At 54.5% G+C, this 14,294-nt stretch carries 12 protein-coding genes and 1 tRNA gene; 7 read left to right on the top strand and 6 right to left on the bottom strand.

Features of this window, described 5'->3' with window-relative positions; all coding sequences use genetic code 11:
* The first annotated feature begins 14 nt into the window (after positions 1–14).
* Both J3362_RS06390 and J3362_RS06385 read left to right on the top strand, forming a co-directional pair.
* Positions 15–893 carry a DMT family transporter gene (locus J3362_RS06390; RefSeq protein WP_349518688.1) on the top strand — a complete coding sequence of 293 codons (879 nt, stop codon included), beginning with the start codon at positions 15–17 and terminating at the stop codon, positions 891–893.
* A 53-nt stretch (positions 894–946) separates the two neighbouring features.
* The gene (locus J3362_RS06385; RefSeq protein WP_349518687.1) at positions 947–1,750 is read left to right on the top strand and encodes an enoyl-CoA hydratase-related protein; all 804 of its coding nucleotides are present in this window, start codon (positions 947–949) and stop codon (positions 1,748–1,750) included.
* Between the two features lie 38 nt (positions 1,751–1,788).
* Here the strand turns inward: J3362_RS06385 and J3362_RS06380 are convergent, their stop codons facing one another.
* The gene (locus J3362_RS06380; RefSeq protein ID WP_349518686.1) at positions 1,789–2,151 is read right to left on the bottom strand and encodes a hypothetical protein; all 363 of its coding nucleotides are present in this window, start codon (positions 2,149–2,151) and stop codon (positions 1,789–1,791) included.
* Positions 2,152–2,398: 247 nt separating this feature from the next.
* Between J3362_RS06380 and J3362_RS06375 the strand changes: the two genes are divergently transcribed.
* Positions 2,399–3,034, top strand: coding sequence for a hypothetical protein (locus J3362_RS06375; protein WP_349518685.1), 636 nt, complete (start codon positions 2,399–2,401; stop codon positions 3,032–3,034).
* 199 nt (positions 3,035–3,233) lie between these two features.
* Here the strand turns inward: J3362_RS06375 and J3362_RS06370 are convergent, their stop codons facing one another.
* From J3362_RS06370 to J3362_RS06355, 4 genes are all read right to left on the bottom strand, one after another.
* Positions 3,234–4,892 (bottom strand): cold shock domain-containing protein, encoded by a 1,659-nt coding sequence (locus J3362_RS06370; protein ID WP_349518683.1) that lies wholly within the window; start codon positions 4,890–4,892, stop codon positions 3,234–3,236.
* Positions 4,889–6,109 carry a GmrSD restriction endonuclease domain-containing protein gene (locus J3362_RS06365; RefSeq protein WP_349518682.1) on the bottom strand — a complete coding sequence of 407 codons (1,221 nt, stop codon included), beginning with the start codon at positions 6,107–6,109 and terminating at the stop codon, positions 4,889–4,891. The genes J3362_RS06370 and J3362_RS06365 overlap by 4 nt, the downstream gene beginning before the upstream one ends.
* A gap of 151 nt (positions 6,110–6,260) precedes the next feature.
* A tRNA-Leu gene (locus tag J3362_RS06360) sits at positions 6,261–6,347 on the bottom strand.
* Between the two features lie 75 nt (positions 6,348–6,422).
* Positions 6,423–7,064 carry a class I SAM-dependent methyltransferase gene (locus tag J3362_RS06355; RefSeq protein WP_349518680.1) on the bottom strand — a complete coding sequence of 214 codons (642 nt, stop codon included), beginning with the start codon at positions 7,062–7,064 and terminating at the stop codon, positions 6,423–6,425.
* Between the two features lie 183 nt (positions 7,065–7,247).
* Between J3362_RS06355 and J3362_RS06350 the strand changes: the two genes are divergently transcribed.
* The 4 genes from J3362_RS06350 to cydC are packed head-to-tail and all read left to right on the top strand — an operon-like array spanning position 7,248 to position 13,016.
* On the top strand, positions 7,248–8,690 hold the full coding sequence (locus tag J3362_RS06350; RefSeq protein WP_349518679.1) for a cytochrome ubiquinol oxidase subunit I: 1,443 nt from the start codon (positions 7,248–7,250) through the stop codon (positions 8,688–8,690).
* Between the two features lie 2 nt (positions 8,691–8,692).
* Entirely contained in the window at positions 8,693–9,694 is a 1,002-nt protein-coding gene (cydB, locus tag J3362_RS06345; protein ID WP_349518678.1) for a cytochrome d ubiquinol oxidase subunit II, read from the top strand.
* On the top strand, positions 9,695–11,407 hold the full coding sequence (gene cydD, locus J3362_RS06340) for a thiol reductant ABC exporter subunit CydD (RefSeq protein ID WP_349518676.1): 1,713 nt from the start codon (positions 9,695–9,697) through the stop codon (positions 11,405–11,407).
* A complete protein-coding gene (cydC, locus tag J3362_RS06335) occupies positions 11,400–13,016 on the top strand; it encodes a thiol reductant ABC exporter subunit CydC (RefSeq protein WP_349518675.1) in 1,617 nt (538 codons plus the stop codon). The genes cydD and cydC overlap by 8 nt, the downstream gene beginning before the upstream one ends.
* On the opposite strand, the gene J3362_RS06330 is transcribed toward cydC, so the two are convergent.
* Positions 13,013–14,254 carry a saccharopine dehydrogenase family protein gene (locus tag J3362_RS06330; protein ID WP_349518673.1) on the bottom strand — a complete coding sequence of 414 codons (1,242 nt, stop codon included), beginning with the start codon at positions 14,252–14,254 and terminating at the stop codon, positions 13,013–13,015. The genes cydC and J3362_RS06330 overlap by 4 nt on opposite strands.
* Positions 14,255–14,294: the final 40 nt, after the last annotated feature.

Here is a 14,294-nt window from a genome sequence, read left to right as displayed (position 1 = left end):
CAGGCGAAGCCACGTTGCAGACTACCAGAATCAAAGGACTGACCATCGCAGCTCTGGGCGTGCTGTTCATCGTGCCCGATGCGTTGCTGGTGAAAATCACCTCTGTGGAACCTGTGGTCTTTCTGTTCTGGCGCGGCCTGTTACTGGCGATCAGTTTTTTTGTGATCAGCTGGGCGCGATACCGTTCCCGGCTGGTGCCTGAAATTCGAAAATGCGGCCGTAAAGGCCTGTTCTGTGCCGGTGCCTTTGCCATCAGTACCCTCGGGTTCGTGGTTGGCATGAAGAACACAGCCGCCGGCAATGTGCTGGTTATCCTGAACACCGCCCCGGTCATCGCGGCCGTGATTGCCTGGGCGGTATGGAAAGAAACGCTGCCTCTTCGCACCTGGGTAGTCATTTTGGTGTGCGTCACCGGCGCCACCTTCATGGCCGTGGGAGAATTCGGCAAGGGCGACCCGCTGGGCCTGCTGATGGCCGTGGTTGCCGCCACTGCCCTGGCCTCCAACCTCAACGTAGCGCGCTCCAAACCCGACAGCGATATGAGTGTCATGCTCATGTTCGGCGCGCTGGTGCTGGCAGGTGTTGCGGCATTGCTTGGTGGTGCGCAGATGCCCTCGGCCCGTGATTTCTTCTTTATCGCCCTGCTCTGTCTTGTGTTCCTGCCCACTGCGTGCATCCTGATCCAGATTGGCCCCCGCTATATTCCGGCGGCGGAGGTCAGCCTGATGTTGCTTCTGGAAACCGTGTTCGGGTCTTTCCTTGTTTGGCTATTCCTCGGCGAAGTACCGCCAAAGCTCAGCCTGGTAGGCGGCGTTATTGTATTCTCCGCCCTGGCGGTGCATGGCTGGACGGAAGTAAGCCGGTACCGAAAAGCGCGGGTGGCAGTTGATTAACCCGGTTCCCACGCGCGAAGATACGCGCTGATCAAAAACAAGGAACCGCAACAATGACCACCGTACCCCAGCTCACCGATGCCCTGTTGACCCTCGAAAACCGCGTCGCCACGCTTACTCTGAACCGTCACGACCTGCGCAATGCGCTGACTGGCTCAAACCTGATCGACGACATCGTGACTACCGCGGAATGGGTGAACCAGTGCGACGATGTGTCGGTATTGGTGGTCACCGGGGCGGGCTCTGCGTTCAGTGCCGGCGGCAACATCCGGGACATGGCCAACCGCAGTGGCGACTTCGCCGGTGACGTGGCCGAATGCGCTGACCGCTACCGCAAAGGCATCCAGCGCATTCCCCTGGCCCTGCAGAATGTGGAAGTGCCCATCATCGCCGCGGTCAACGGTCCCGCCATCGGCGCCGGCTTCGATCTTGCCAACATGGCGGATATCCGCATTGCCTCGGAAAGCGCCAAGTTCGGCGAAACCTTTCTCAACCTGGGCATCATTCCGGGTGACGGCGGCGCCTGGTTCATGCAGCGCCTGATCGGCTACCAACGCGCTTTCGAACTAACGCTCACCGGCCGTGTAATAGACGCAGCCGAAGCAAAGGAACTCGGCATTGTTCTGGAAGTGGTGCCAGCGGACGAACTGTTAACCGCCGCCAATGCCATGGCCAGCCGCATGGCCAGCCAGCCACCGAAAGCCACTCGCCTCACCAAACGCCTGATGAAAATGGCACCGAGGATGGAGCTGAAGGATTTTTTGGATGTGTGCGCCAACTTCCAGGGCATGTGCCACAACGAGCCTGAGCACCTGGAAGCGGTTAACAAGATGTTGGAAGCAATGTCGAAAAAATAGTGGCAGCGGCCAAATGGCCGCCTATCCAACAGACGGGGCTATTGCCCCGTAAAGACCTTGAGGTCGAGCTCTTTCTCCACCTGCCTTGCAATCGTCTCGTCAGAAAGACTGAAAGCCACATGGAACCCCTTTTCGGTCTCGATACCACCATCATTGATGATGGAAACCACCTGCGCAGGATCTGTCAGCTCACTGACATCTTCGACCAGCGCTATCTGATCATCGTCCGAAAGCAGACTGTTTGCCGCTTCAATCGCCGACGAGGCACCCTGGCCGGGTGATGGCGTACACACAATCATTCTGGCCTGCCCCACTGGCGTTACTATCAGCCTCTTGGCTTTCTCGATGGGATCGTTCACATAATCTGCGATTTGCTTACCGATAGCTTCAACTTCGGCCATGGCGTTCTGTCTCCTCGTGCGGAAAGCATTGAGTTAAAGCTTACGCCGGGGGTGGGAACGTCGATCACTGCGCTGCTTGAGTCATCAATTTGGATGGAGATTGAAAAAAGATATCTCTCAGGTTATGTTGCCATCTTTCTTGCGCCTGCCCTGGAATATTTCGAAAATATAGGCACTTAGGCGATCTTTCTGATTTCGGGTGGAACATATATACAACCTCGAACCAGCCTGGAGTATTAAGTTTTTTATGAAGCAGTTTCTGCCAAGCGTCGTTCTCACAGTTTGTCTATCACCATACCTCGCGGCTGAAACCAATAGATTACCCGAAGGCTTCACTAGACCGACCTTCAGCTATACACAGATCGGGTTTCAGTATGGCTACATCGATTTTAAGACGGACATTCCCACCCCAGATGGAACCTACGACAAGGTCGACGCTGTCGAATTCACTGGTTCTTATCAAATCGCACAGAACTTCTTCATTGGAGCGCAGCTCCTTCGCGCCGACGAGAAAAAGCAGCGTTCGAAAGTGGAGGTTTCTTCTGGCACTTTGTTTCTGGGGGTGCCTCTGGATGCCAGCGAAAACGTTGATCTCGTCCCGACAATAGGTATCGGCGAATTCAACGCTGAAGCATGTGGCGACACTCGGTGTTTTTCAGATAGCGATATGGCAGCTGTATTTGGAGCAGAGCTTCGCGTTTTTGCCATACCCGATACCTTGGAGCTAAGGCTGGGCGTTCATGACAATACACTTGAAGGGTCTGATCCCTACTACAAGATCGGCCTGGCTGCCTGGGCAATGCGCCATCACCGCCTATCGTTTGAATACACCGATGCGGAGGGAATTAGAGGATATGGGCTTGGCTACAGTTTTAGCTGGTGAGCCAATGCCAAAGGAAAGTTCATGCCTAGGCTCCCTTTCGTGACTTACAGAGGCCCGGGAAGTGAACAAACGGGATAGACCCTTTCCCTATCGACACCTTGCCAGTAGAAAAACGTGAAAACTGCGGTATTCACCGGGCTCCTTGGAGTTCTGCCAATAACTGGACTCAGTTGTCAGTTGTCTGACCTTGAACCACTGATTACTCTGGATCACTCCGTGAGACGTTTATCGCACAATGGTTGGGCTTATCGATGGAGAGCTCGAAGTCAAAATCAACCGTAATTCCACTCTCTAGGGAACCAACGTTGGTATCGGGGCTGATGGAAGATTTTCTGAAAAATAGATCCCCATGGCTATCAGATTGAATAAAACCGAAGCCTTTTTTCCGATCATAAAATTTAATTGAACCGGATGGCCTCTCGCGAGCCTCTCTCATCGAACCATACATTGATTCACTCGAATCGATTACCCTGAGAATTTCAGAGAATTCCTGCTCTTCTGTAGCAACCCATTGAGAACAAAGCCCCTTCAGACACTCAGGGTAATCCATACCCAATAGAGTCGAGAGGTTACCAAGCCAGTCATGAGGCTCGTCGCCTTCTACGACGCTAAGCGCATCTCTGAGCGCTTCAAATCGAACGCGCAGATGATCAGCAGCTGCAGGAGTATCTTTCAGGACCAACTCCTTAAGTGCCTCCTCGGGGGAAAGATCAGTCGGTAGAAAACTATATACTACAGCATCATCGTACTTAAAATTTTCCCGCTCATTGCCATCATAAATTCCAACGACGTTGAACTCAGATTTTTCTGGAAAGTTTTTCAATATGGCATGGATTGCTGCTGTTCCGCCGATCTTGACCACTTCATAGTCGTGTTTTATAAAAGAACCAAAATGTTGAAATGCAGTGTTAACGGCAATTCTGGCCGAAGTGTCCTCTACTAAAATGATACCCTTCTTTTTTGGTGATAGACCGAGATGTTGCAAGTATTCATAGTTATGCCTAGGGCTTTTAATAACTACCGGGTAAGAATTATCACCCTCAACCAAAACCTGTGTATTATCGAGCCCGACTCTCTCCACGATGTGCTCTGAATGAGTGCTAATAAGAAACCAACTTCCTTTACTGACGCAGCAGAAAGCTAAATAGTCACATACATAACGTTGAGCATGAGGTGTTAAAAAGTTCTCCGGCTCTTCGATTAGAAAAACTGTGCCTCTGGGCTCTCGATTTATTAACCAACACAGGTAAAGGATTGATAATTCGCCGAGTGCCATATTAGGCGATTCGTATACAACTCCCCTCCTTGTGACACGAAAATAGGGAATCACCTCTTCATCTTTAATATCGTCTAGCTCTGCGTACTCAATCTGTGTGTAGTCACGTCCCAGAATCCTCTTTATTTGCTTTTGATCATTATTACCCAATGGGCCAAAACCGACTTGAGATACTGCGCCTTCGAGGTCTTTCTCAGAATTGATTGCATCAAGATAAATCTGGCAAGCTTCGGATGTATCTAGATAAGCAACTTGGGCATCATTGGAATCACAGCTAAAATCATAAACCGAGTTATTCCCTTCAATATCTGTAATGGAAGCCTTTAGTTTCCCTGCCTGAATTCTAGATTCCGTTCGGCGAAAGCGGACTTTCAGGTCAGAATTTAAAGTGGCAGCAATTCCCTTTAAGAGAGTAGATTTACCAAGACCATTCTTTCCACACAGAACGTTTATGGATGATTTGAACTCCAATGACCCCGTACCAATTCCTGCTACATTGGAAAAAGTTATCAGGCTGAGAGTATTTTGGGAGCATCCGCGTCGAGCCTTCTTCCAATAGTCTTGACTCCGAGCAACCCTCATTCAACCTCCCTCCAGTCACCCCAATAGTTCGAAATGAGATTAACTAACGAGAGAAAATCTGATTCTGACGGACGCTTCATTTCATTTGCGACAAGGTTTAGCATGTCCTTCTCATCAAGAGAAAGCTTACCGTTTCCTCTAAAACCATCGACTTTTTGATAATCGCTAAAAATTATATTGATAACGGCATCCCTTAGAACAACTGACGATGCATCCGCGACTCTAGACGTAGCTCGGTCGTTAAAAATAGTGATAAGGGGCTGGTATTGTTCTGCGATTGCAAGCGCCGCATCGGTTGCAATAATATTTTCATTGCTATCCATAATCTGCTTTTTATTTATTATTCGACCATACTCGAAGTCCATTATGTAACGGCCAAGTTCTCCGGAGTCGTAAATTCGGTCAAGATTCCTATAAACAAATAGAATCCAAGATGTCAGAGTTGCTTTATTAAACTTTACCCTCGAGTTAAAAAATAAAGACTGTTCGTTAATACTATAGAGAACCTCTTTCATTTCTGAGATCAGCGCATCAGGGAACGGATCTGGGTTGCGGTATCGTTCTGTTACATTCGCCTCAGTTACCTTTTCTCTGATACTTTTCCGTTCCATGAATATTAATGATTTTGATAGCACGTCATCATAAGCCATCCTTGCATTCGAGAACCCGATTGTTGATTTGTCGAGACCAAGCTTGTCCATAAAGGCAACGAGCTCTTTTACCTGCGCTCTCACTGGTCCAAAGAACGCATTCCGTTTCTCTGATGGCGTTAACCTGGCTTGCTGATTCAGTCTGTGAAAAAGCTCTCCTGGCTCACCGATGTCGTAATCAGTAATCAGGAACTGGCGAATTGGATAATCGTCAAATTCATTGCGGTAAGTCTCTGGCAGCTGCGAGTAGAAAAGGCCATCCAATTCGTGCATTTCTCTCGAGAGCGGATCGCAGTAACCATTAAAAGGATATCTATCGTTCACAAAATCCCTAATTGCAGTCAGTCTTTGCTGACCATCTAAAACCTGCTGCCTCTTCGTCTCCTCAACAACCACTATATGGATAGGAGGTATATGCCAACCTCGAAGAATCGTATCAATCAACGCCTGTTTCTTTTCGGTTGTCCAAACCTCACCCCGTTGAAAGTCCGGCTGAAGCTCGAGCTTCTCCGATCTTATACGTGATATGAGTGTCTGAATATCGGGGTCTGATCCTTGGAGGTGCATGTAACTTCCAGATTTAGTGGAACAAGCGATTAAGGTAGATGGACGAGGAATGAGGGTCAACCCGAGGAAGCCTCGAAACGACTACATTGTGTTTTTGAATTCCGCTTTCGTTCTCTAAAACAGAAACAATCACGTATGTCATTGAAATATTTGGTGCTCCGGGCCGGAATCGAACCGGCACGACCTTGCGGTCGAGAGATTTTAAGTCTCTTGTGTCTACCAATTTCACCACCGGAGCATTCGGGGGAGGTTTTGACGCGCAGAATTGTATAAGTCTGCGTGGGGTAACGCAATTCGGATTCTGCCCGCACTATCAGGCTGCCGGGCTGGTCTCTTGCGGGTTGATCGCCCTGCCCTTAAAGATGTATCCCGCGATTTTCGGTGCCTTGGGGATGTAGAGGTTTTCAAGTTCCTGGATTTCAAAGCCGGCGTGACGGATCAGGTCTGCGATGTGTCGGTTCAGGTGGCAGCCGCCGGCCAGCTTTTTCCAGCCCGGCGTGATGCGGTTTTGCCATTTCCGCGTGCCATCGTGGGGCGATTCGCCGTGTTCCAGGAACAGGAGCTCACCGCCGGGTTTGAGCACTCGGCGCATCTGTTGAAGAGCGGCGTTCCAGTCCGGGATGGTGCACAGCGTGAAGGTTAGCAGAACGGTGTCCACGGAGTTGTCGTCCAGAGGGATTTTCTCCCCGGGCAGATCCAGCCATTCCACCTTTATTGGAGTTTTGGCGAGGTTGGGCTGGGCCTTTCTACGCATGCCTTCTGAGGGCTCCAGGCCGTACACCATATCGACGTTGTTGGCGTTGTAGAACTCCATGTTGATGGCGGAGCCCATGCCCACTTCCAGAACCACACCTTTGGCATGGGGAACCACCTGGCTACGAAGTTTCATCACCTGGCCCATTGAGCAAGCCCGGTCTATGATGTGAGGCAGTATTCTGTCTTCGTAAAAGCTCATCGGCATCACCATAATTGTTTTAAATCAAGGGTGCGACAATCGGCCCTATCGAAACTGCTAGCTTATTTAGTAGCATAGTAACCATCTGCCGGTAATAACAATATAACAATCAGAGCTAAGGCAGCGGCTGAACGGGTTCGCTGGGCCCGTTTGTTATGATGTGATCGTTACCGGAGGGTTCCCATGGAACTTGATCCTCTCATCTTATCGCGAATCCAGTTCGCGTTCGTGGTGTCATTTCACGCCATTTTTCCGGTGTTTACCATCGGCCTCGCTTCCTACATCGCGGTACTCGAGGGCCTCGCCTTCAAAACCGAGAATCCGTTGTGGGTGAAGCTCTCTGCCTTCTGGACCAAGGTGTTTGCCGTGGTGTTTGGCATGGGGGTGGTATCAGGCATCGTGATGTCGTTCCAGTTCGGAACCAACTGGAGTAACTTCGCCCAGGCCTCTGCCAATTTCCTTGGCCCTATATTGAGTTATGAGGTGGTCACGGCGTTCTTCCTTGAGGCAGCGTTCCTCGGCGTGCTCCTGTTTGGTCGCGACAAGGTGCCCGCTGGTGTTCACCTGTTTGCCGCTATCATGGTTGCCACCGGCACCTTCATTTCGTCGTTCTGGATTCTCTCGGCGAACAGCTGGATGCAGACTCCGGCCGGCACCGAACTTCGCGACGGCGTGTTCTACGTCACTTCCTGGAGCGAGGCGATTTTCAATCCCTCATTCCCCTATCGCTTCGCCCACATGGCACTGGCTTCTTTCCTTACCGGCGGCTTTGTCGTGGCCGGCGTCAGCGCCTGGTACCTGCTGCGCGGTCGCGAGGTTGAGGCCAACAAGAAAGCACTTTCTATGTGCCTTTGGCTGTTGCTGTTCATTGCGCCTGCCCAGGCAGTCCTGGGGGATTTCCACGGCCTGAACACTCTGGAGCACCAGCCGGCCAAGGTGTCAGCGATGGAAGGCAACTGGGAAACTTCCCGCAATGTGCCTCTGTTGTTGTTTGCCATTCCCGACCAGGAAAACCAGCGCAACCTGTTTGAGATCGGCATCCCCAGCCTGGCCAGTTTCATCCTGACCCATGAATGGGATGGTGAGGTCCCGGGCCTGAACGAAGTGGCCGTTGAAGAGCAGCCGCCGGTAGCGATCGTGTTCTGGTCCTTCCGGATCATGGTTGGTATTGGCCTGCTGATGATCGCTTTCGCAGTCACCGGCCTGGTTTTGCGGGCCGGAGGACGTTACTGGCGCACCAGTTGGTTCCTGCAGGGCATGCGGTTCATGAGTATTGCCCCCTTCTTTGCGGTACTGACCGGCTGGTTTGTGACTGAAACAGGCCGCGCACCCTGGCTGGTGTACGGCCAGATGACCCAGGCCGAGGCATTGACTCCCTCGCTCACGGGCGGCATGGCATTGTTCACACTCATCGGCTATATCGTTGTGTACGCTCTGGTGTTCTCTGCCGGCGTGTATTACCTGATGCGCGTGCTGTATGTCGGTCTCGAAGACCAGGATGAAGACGAGCACGAGGCAGATCGGCCGAAGCGTCCGTTCTCTGCCGCACACGTACCTTTCGAAATCGATCACAACTCCGGCGATACCGTTGGTACTGCCAGGCCCGCAAACCAGGGAGGTCACTGATTATGGAACTGTTTGATCTGCCTCTTATCTGGGCATTCATTATTGGCTTCGGCATCATCATGTATGTGTTGATGGACGGCTTCGATCTTGGCGTCGGAATTCTCTTTCCTTTCGCCCCGAACGAGGAAGCCCGAGACACCATGATGAACTCGGTGGCACCGGTGTGGGACGGCAACGAAACCTGGCTGGTGCTGGGTGGTGCCGGCCTCCTTGCTGCGTTCCCGATGGTGTATTCCATCTTCCTGCCGGCACTGTACATTGGTGTGTTCCTGCTGCTGGCCGGGCTGATTTTCCGGGGCGTGGCGTTCGAGTTCCGGTTCAAGGCCCGCACCTCCCGCTATCTGTGGAACTGGGCTTTCGCGGGCGGTTCAACCGTTGCGTCCTTTGCCCAGGGCGCTGTCGTCGGTGCCTATATCCAGGGTTTCGAAACCGCCAACGGCGTTTATGTAGGCGGCGCGCTGGACTGGCTGACGCCATTCACCGTTCTCACGGGACTCGGGATGCTGGCAGGCTACGCCCTGCTGGGTTCCACCTGGCTGATCATGAAAACCGAGGGTTACCTGCAGCAGTGGGCCTACAAGATCACCCTGCCGTTGCTGCTGGCGGTGCTGGTTGTCTTTGGCATCATTGGAGTGTGGACGCCGTTCGTGGACGAAATGGTCCGTGAACGCTGGTTCTCCAACCTGAGTATCATCTGGGTTCTGCCGGTTCTGACACTGCTTTGCGCCATCCAGATTTACCGAGCAGTTCGTGATCGTAAGGACGGTATGCCGTTCGTGGCTACCATGGGGCTGTTCATCACCACCTATCTGGGCCTGGTGGTAAGCCGCTGGCCTTATGTGGTTCCACCGGACTACACGCTCTGGGAGGCGGCGTCTGCCTACGAGTCCCAGCTGTTCCTGCTGTTGGGCCTGCTGTTCGTGATCCCGATCGTGCTGGTGTACACCGCCTGGACCTACTGGGTCTTCCGCGGCAAGGTGCGCGCCGGCGAGGGATACCACTGAGTGGCGGAGCCTCTGGCCAATGATGGCGGGGGAGATTCCCCCGCCACTGACCAGAAAGCCGTCAAAGGCTGGCTCGCGCAGCTTGCCCTCGGCAATCGCCTCTGGATCCGCAGTGCTGTTGCTGCGGGCACAGTGGCCGGCATAGCGACCGTCATCCAGATGGTATTGTTGGCCCGGATAATTCATCTGGGCGTGATTGACGAGGTCCCGATCGCGGACCTCACTCCCCTCTTCCTTGCGCTGATTCTCGCACTGGTGGTTCGGGCACTTGGCCAAGGCTTTCAGACGCGTTTTGCTGCCCGTTGCAGCGAACAGGTGCGGCGGGATGCCAGGCGTCAGCTCTACAAACACTGGCAGGCCACCGGCCCGGTAGAGCTGGGCCAATCCTCCGCAGGCACCCTTGCCCGGGAATGGATTGACCACGTGGAAGCACTGCACGGTTATTTCGCCCGTTTTCTGCCGCAAATGACGCTATCGATGATCGTGCCCCTGCTGATCCTCGTTCTCGTGTTCTGGCTGGACTGGCTGGCCGGTATTTTCCTGCTGTTGTCTGCACCGCTGATTCCGCTGTTCATGGCGCTGGTTGGCATGGGCGCGGAAAAGCTAAACCAGCAGCACTTTGAGACCATCAGCCGCCTCTCCGGGCAGTTTCTGGACAAGGTGCGCGGGCTAACCACCCTCCAGTTGTTTGGCCAGACGACGGGTGCTGCAGAACTCATTCGCAAACGGTCCGATCACTATCGGCGCGTTACCATGAAAACGCTGCGGATTGCGTTTCTCTCGTCCGCGGTCCTGGAGTTCTTTGCCTCAGTGGCCATTGCCGTTATCGCCATTTACATCGGTTTTGGTTTGCTGGGCTACATCACCTATGGCCCGTCCGAAGATCTCACGCTGTTTTCCGGGCTATTGATTCTGTTGCTGGCCCCGGAGTTCTTCCAGCCCTTACGGACGCTGTCACAGCATTATCACGATCGCGCCGCAGCCATGGGCGCGGGCACAGAAATTCTTGAACGGCTTGGTTCGCCAGCGCACTTCGACACGTCCACGGATAGCAAGCCGGTGGCGGGCGCGGATGATCGCATCGAGTTACGGTCCGTCAGTAAACGCTTTCGGTCGGATCAGCCCGTGATCCAGGATCTCTCGCTGACCATTCAGAAAGGCGAAGTGATTGCCCTGACCGGTCCCTCGGGCGGCGGCAAATCCACCCTGCTGCATCTGCTGGCCGGTTTTATGGCACCGGATACCGGTGAGCTCCACCTGTTTGGCGAATCAGCGGGAAGTTTCCGGTTCGGTTGGCTGGGGCAGAAAGGCTTCCTGGTTCAGGGTACCTGGGCCGATAACCTCAGGCTGACTACGCCAGATGCCTCCGATATTGCCATTGAAACCGCCCTGCGCAACGTCGGCCTTGGTTCCATGCTGGACAGCCGCCAACAGGGTATCTACAGCCCGGTATCCGAAGAGGGTCAGGGTCTCTCCGGCGGACAGGCTCGGCGGCTGAGCCTGGCACGTATTTTCCTGGCGGATTATGACCTGATTCTGCTGGATGAACCTACCGCAGGCCTCGACAGCGACAGTGAGGTGTTTGTGCTGGAGGCGCTGCACAAACTGGCGGTAGCCGGCAAAACTCTGATCTTCTCCACCCATCACCAGGCGTTGCTCACCCTGGCAAACCGGGTTCTGCTGGTATCCGGCGGGGAGGTTCGGGATGCGTGAGCTGAAACCATGGCTGGAGTTGATCTTCAAGCGGCCCGGACGCTTGGTGGTAGGTGGTATCCTGATTTTCGCCACCCTGCTCTCCGGCATTGCGCTGTTGGCCGTGTCTGGCTGGTTCCTTACCAAAACGGCGCTGGTGGGATTGCTCCTGGCTGCCGGGGTGGCGGCCACTATCAACCTTTACGTGCCCGGTGGCGCTATCCGGTTTTTCGCTGTTTCCCGTACGGTGTTCCGGTATCTGGAACGGGTATATAACCACGATACGGTTCTGAGACTGCTTACAGATATCCGCGTGAACCTGTTCTCTCGGTTGTCCCGCGCCACGCGCGTACGCCGGGGAGAGCTGAGTGGTGCCCAGTGGCTCTCGCGCCTGACCAGCGATGTCGATGCCCTTGATACCCTGTACCTCCGGTTGATCGCGCCTACGGCTCTGGCTGGCCTGGTAACCCTCCTGGTGGTGGTGCTGGCAGCCATTCTGTTTGATGTTGGAACTGCTGTACTGGTAGGCCTGCTCCTTGTGATTGCTCTGGCGGTCGCAACGGTTGGTGTTTACCTCAGAACCTGGCAACTTGCGGCACGGCAAAGCGACCGGCAGGAAGAATTGCGAACGGCGGTCATTGAACATATTGAAGGTTTCTCCGAACTAACTGCTGCCGGTCGCACTGGCAAACATGCTGCCTGGCTCATGCGCCAGGCTCATCGGGTAACCTCAGAGCAGGCAAAAACGGACACCCGCGTGGGCTGGCATCTGGCCGGAACCCATCTGCTGGTAAATCTCTCTGCGGTCCTGGCGCTCTGGGCGGGCTTTGCGCTGTTCCAGGCGGGCACGCTATCCGGGCCTGTGCTGGTTTTATTGCCCATCGCTCTGCTCGGACTGGCTGAGGTTTATGCCATGCTGCCTGATGCCTTTGGCAAGCTCGGAGCCACCATCGCTTCCGCGGCGCGTCTGAACCGCGATTGCCGCGAAGAGGAACGACAGGCTGTCAACGAAAAGCAAGAGTTACCGCCGGAAACCGCCCTTCTTGCAGAAAATATTGCGGTGAAGCACGCCGGTTACGCACCGCTGTTCACGCGCTTCAATCTTGAGATTGAGAATGGCAAACGCATCGGTATTCTGGGCCACTCCGGCAGTGGAAAGTCTTCACTCGCCGATGTGCTCGCAGGCCTTTTGCCGGTTGCTCAGGGAAGCCTGGCGCGGAGGGATTGCGTTTACCTGACCCAGAAAACCGTGCTGTTTGAAGACACGTTGCGGGCCAACCTGTTACTGGGCTCTCCGGAGGCTTCGGAGACGGAACTCTGGAGCATGCTGGAGCAGATGGAACTGGCTGAGCGCTTCGCCACCGAACCGGATCAACTCGATACCTGGCTGGGCAGCGCCGGAAGCAGGCTTTCAGGCGGCGAGGCAAGAAGAGTGGCACTGGCGCGGGTGCTACTGAATCCAGCTCCCCTGGTCATACTGGATGAGCCGTTCACTGGCCTGGATGCCGAGACCCGGTCGAGGATAGCAAAACGGATGGAATCGCTTCTGGAAGGGAAAACCGTGGTCAGTCTCGCACACGGGTCGGATGCCCTTCCGGGCACCGACCGTGTGATCTACCTGAGTGGTTAGCGGGTTTCGAGAACCTCAAACGTCAGTCCCGCCTTGCTGGTAAGCCTGTCCATCAGCTTGCCATCCAGCAGAGAAGACGGTGTCCAGAACCCACCCGGCTGATCCGCCGGAATATCGAACGCCAGGCACATGCCCGCTTCGCCCAACATCTTGCCGGTGGAACCGTAGCCAGGATCCTGATCCCCGGTCACTTTGGTGATGATGGTCTTGCCGTCCTCGGTGCGACCAACAAAGCGCAGATCATAAAACCCGGCTTTCTGGGCTTCGGGGCTGGGGCCTTCGCCCGGCTGAGGGACAAACTTCTCCACCAGCCAGCGAGTCGGTTTGATGGCCGAAGCGGTAAAGAATGCCGCGAGACCACCGGTGATCGCATAAGCAGCCAGCCGGCCCTTGGTGCCACGACCGGTCATCATCGCTTCATCGTAAGTAAATTCCTTCCCGTACCGCGCGTTCTGCATGGCGTTGGAACGATGCACGACCCGCGTATTGATGGCACCCATCACGAAGGGAGCAAGCCAGGCGTTGAACGTCTTATCAAACTCGGCGCCCTTTAGGCTGGGCTGCCGGGCCTTGGAGCGATGTTCCGGCGGGCAGATGGAGAACGGATTGGCCAGTTCCTTGCGCAGCTTCGGATCGGCCGCCGCTTCCTTCGCCACATTCATCATGGAGGCAACCGTGCCGCCCGAGAACTCGCCCTTGGCGGTCTTGACCCGCATGCGAACATCCTGGCAAGGCGCACCGAAGGTCTGCTCCGCCTGATTCTGCAGGAACCAGACGCCCATGTCAGAGGGAATCGAGTCGAAACCGCAGCAGTGGACAATTCGCGCTCCGGAGGTTTTCGCCTCCGCCTCGTAACGCTCCACCATCTTGCGAATCCATTGAACTTCGCCGGTGAGATCGCAGTAGTCCGTGCCAGTCTGTACGCAAGCCTTGACCAGCGGCTCGCCGTAAAGCGCATAAGGGCCGACCGTGGATATAATCACGCGGGTCTGCTCACACATGGACTTGAGGGCTGCGTCGTCGGCGGCATCGGCAAGAATCACCGGCAGATCCGTGGCTTTGTCGCCTAGGTTACTCTTCAGCGTGTTCAGCTTGCTCTCGGAGCGTCCGGCAATCGCCCACTTTACCGATTGGCCTACACCGTAGGTCTCGAGCAAGTAACGGGTAAGAATCTGGCCGACGAAGCTGGTGGCACCGAACACCACCAGATCATGGGCTGTTTCTGCGGATTTGGTCATTGCTCTTCCTTAGTAAACAGTGATGACAACAGAAATTGAT

The organism is Marinobacter sp. NFXS11, from assembly GCF_040148675.1.
Taxonomy (GTDB): Bacteria; Pseudomonadota; Gammaproteobacteria; order Pseudomonadales; family Oleiphilaceae; genus Marinobacter.
This window is presented reverse-complemented; position numbering and strand designations above follow the sequence as displayed.

Bases quoted from the DNA above. Each gene is read 5' to 3' on its own strand.
- J3362_RS06330 (WP_349518673.1), bottom strand. From the start codon at position 14,254: ATGACCAAATCCGCAGAAACAGCCCATGATCTGGTGGTGTTCGGTGCC.
- cydC (WP_349518675.1), top strand. From the start codon at position 11,400: ATGCGTGAGCTGAAACCATGGCTGGAGTTGATCTTCAAGCGGCCCGGA.
- J3362_RS06375 (WP_349518685.1), top strand. From the start codon at position 2,399: ATGAAGCAGTTTCTGCCAAGCGTCGTTCTCACAGTTTGTCTATCACCA.
- J3362_RS06365 (WP_349518682.1), bottom strand. From the start codon at position 6,109: ATGCACCTCCAAGGATCAGACCCCGATATTCAGACACTCATATCACGT.
- J3362_RS06350 (WP_349518679.1), top strand. From the start codon at position 7,248: ATGGAACTTGATCCTCTCATCTTATCGCGAATCCAGTTCGCGTTCGTG.
- J3362_RS06385 (WP_349518687.1), top strand. From the start codon at position 947: ATGACCACCGTACCCCAGCTCACCGATGCCCTGTTGACCCTCGAAAAC.
- J3362_RS06380 (WP_349518686.1), bottom strand. From the start codon at position 2,151: ATGGCCGAAGTTGAAGCTATCGGTAAGCAAATCGCAGATTATGTGAAC.
- cydB (WP_349518678.1), top strand. From the start codon at position 8,693: ATGGAACTGTTTGATCTGCCTCTTATCTGGGCATTCATTATTGGCTTC.
- J3362_RS06355 (WP_349518680.1), bottom strand. From the start codon at position 7,064: ATGAGCTTTTACGAAGACAGAATACTGCCTCACATCATAGACCGGGCT.
- J3362_RS06370 (WP_349518683.1), bottom strand. From the start codon at position 4,892: ATGAGGGTTGCTCGGAGTCAAGACTATTGGAAGAAGGCTCGACGCGGA.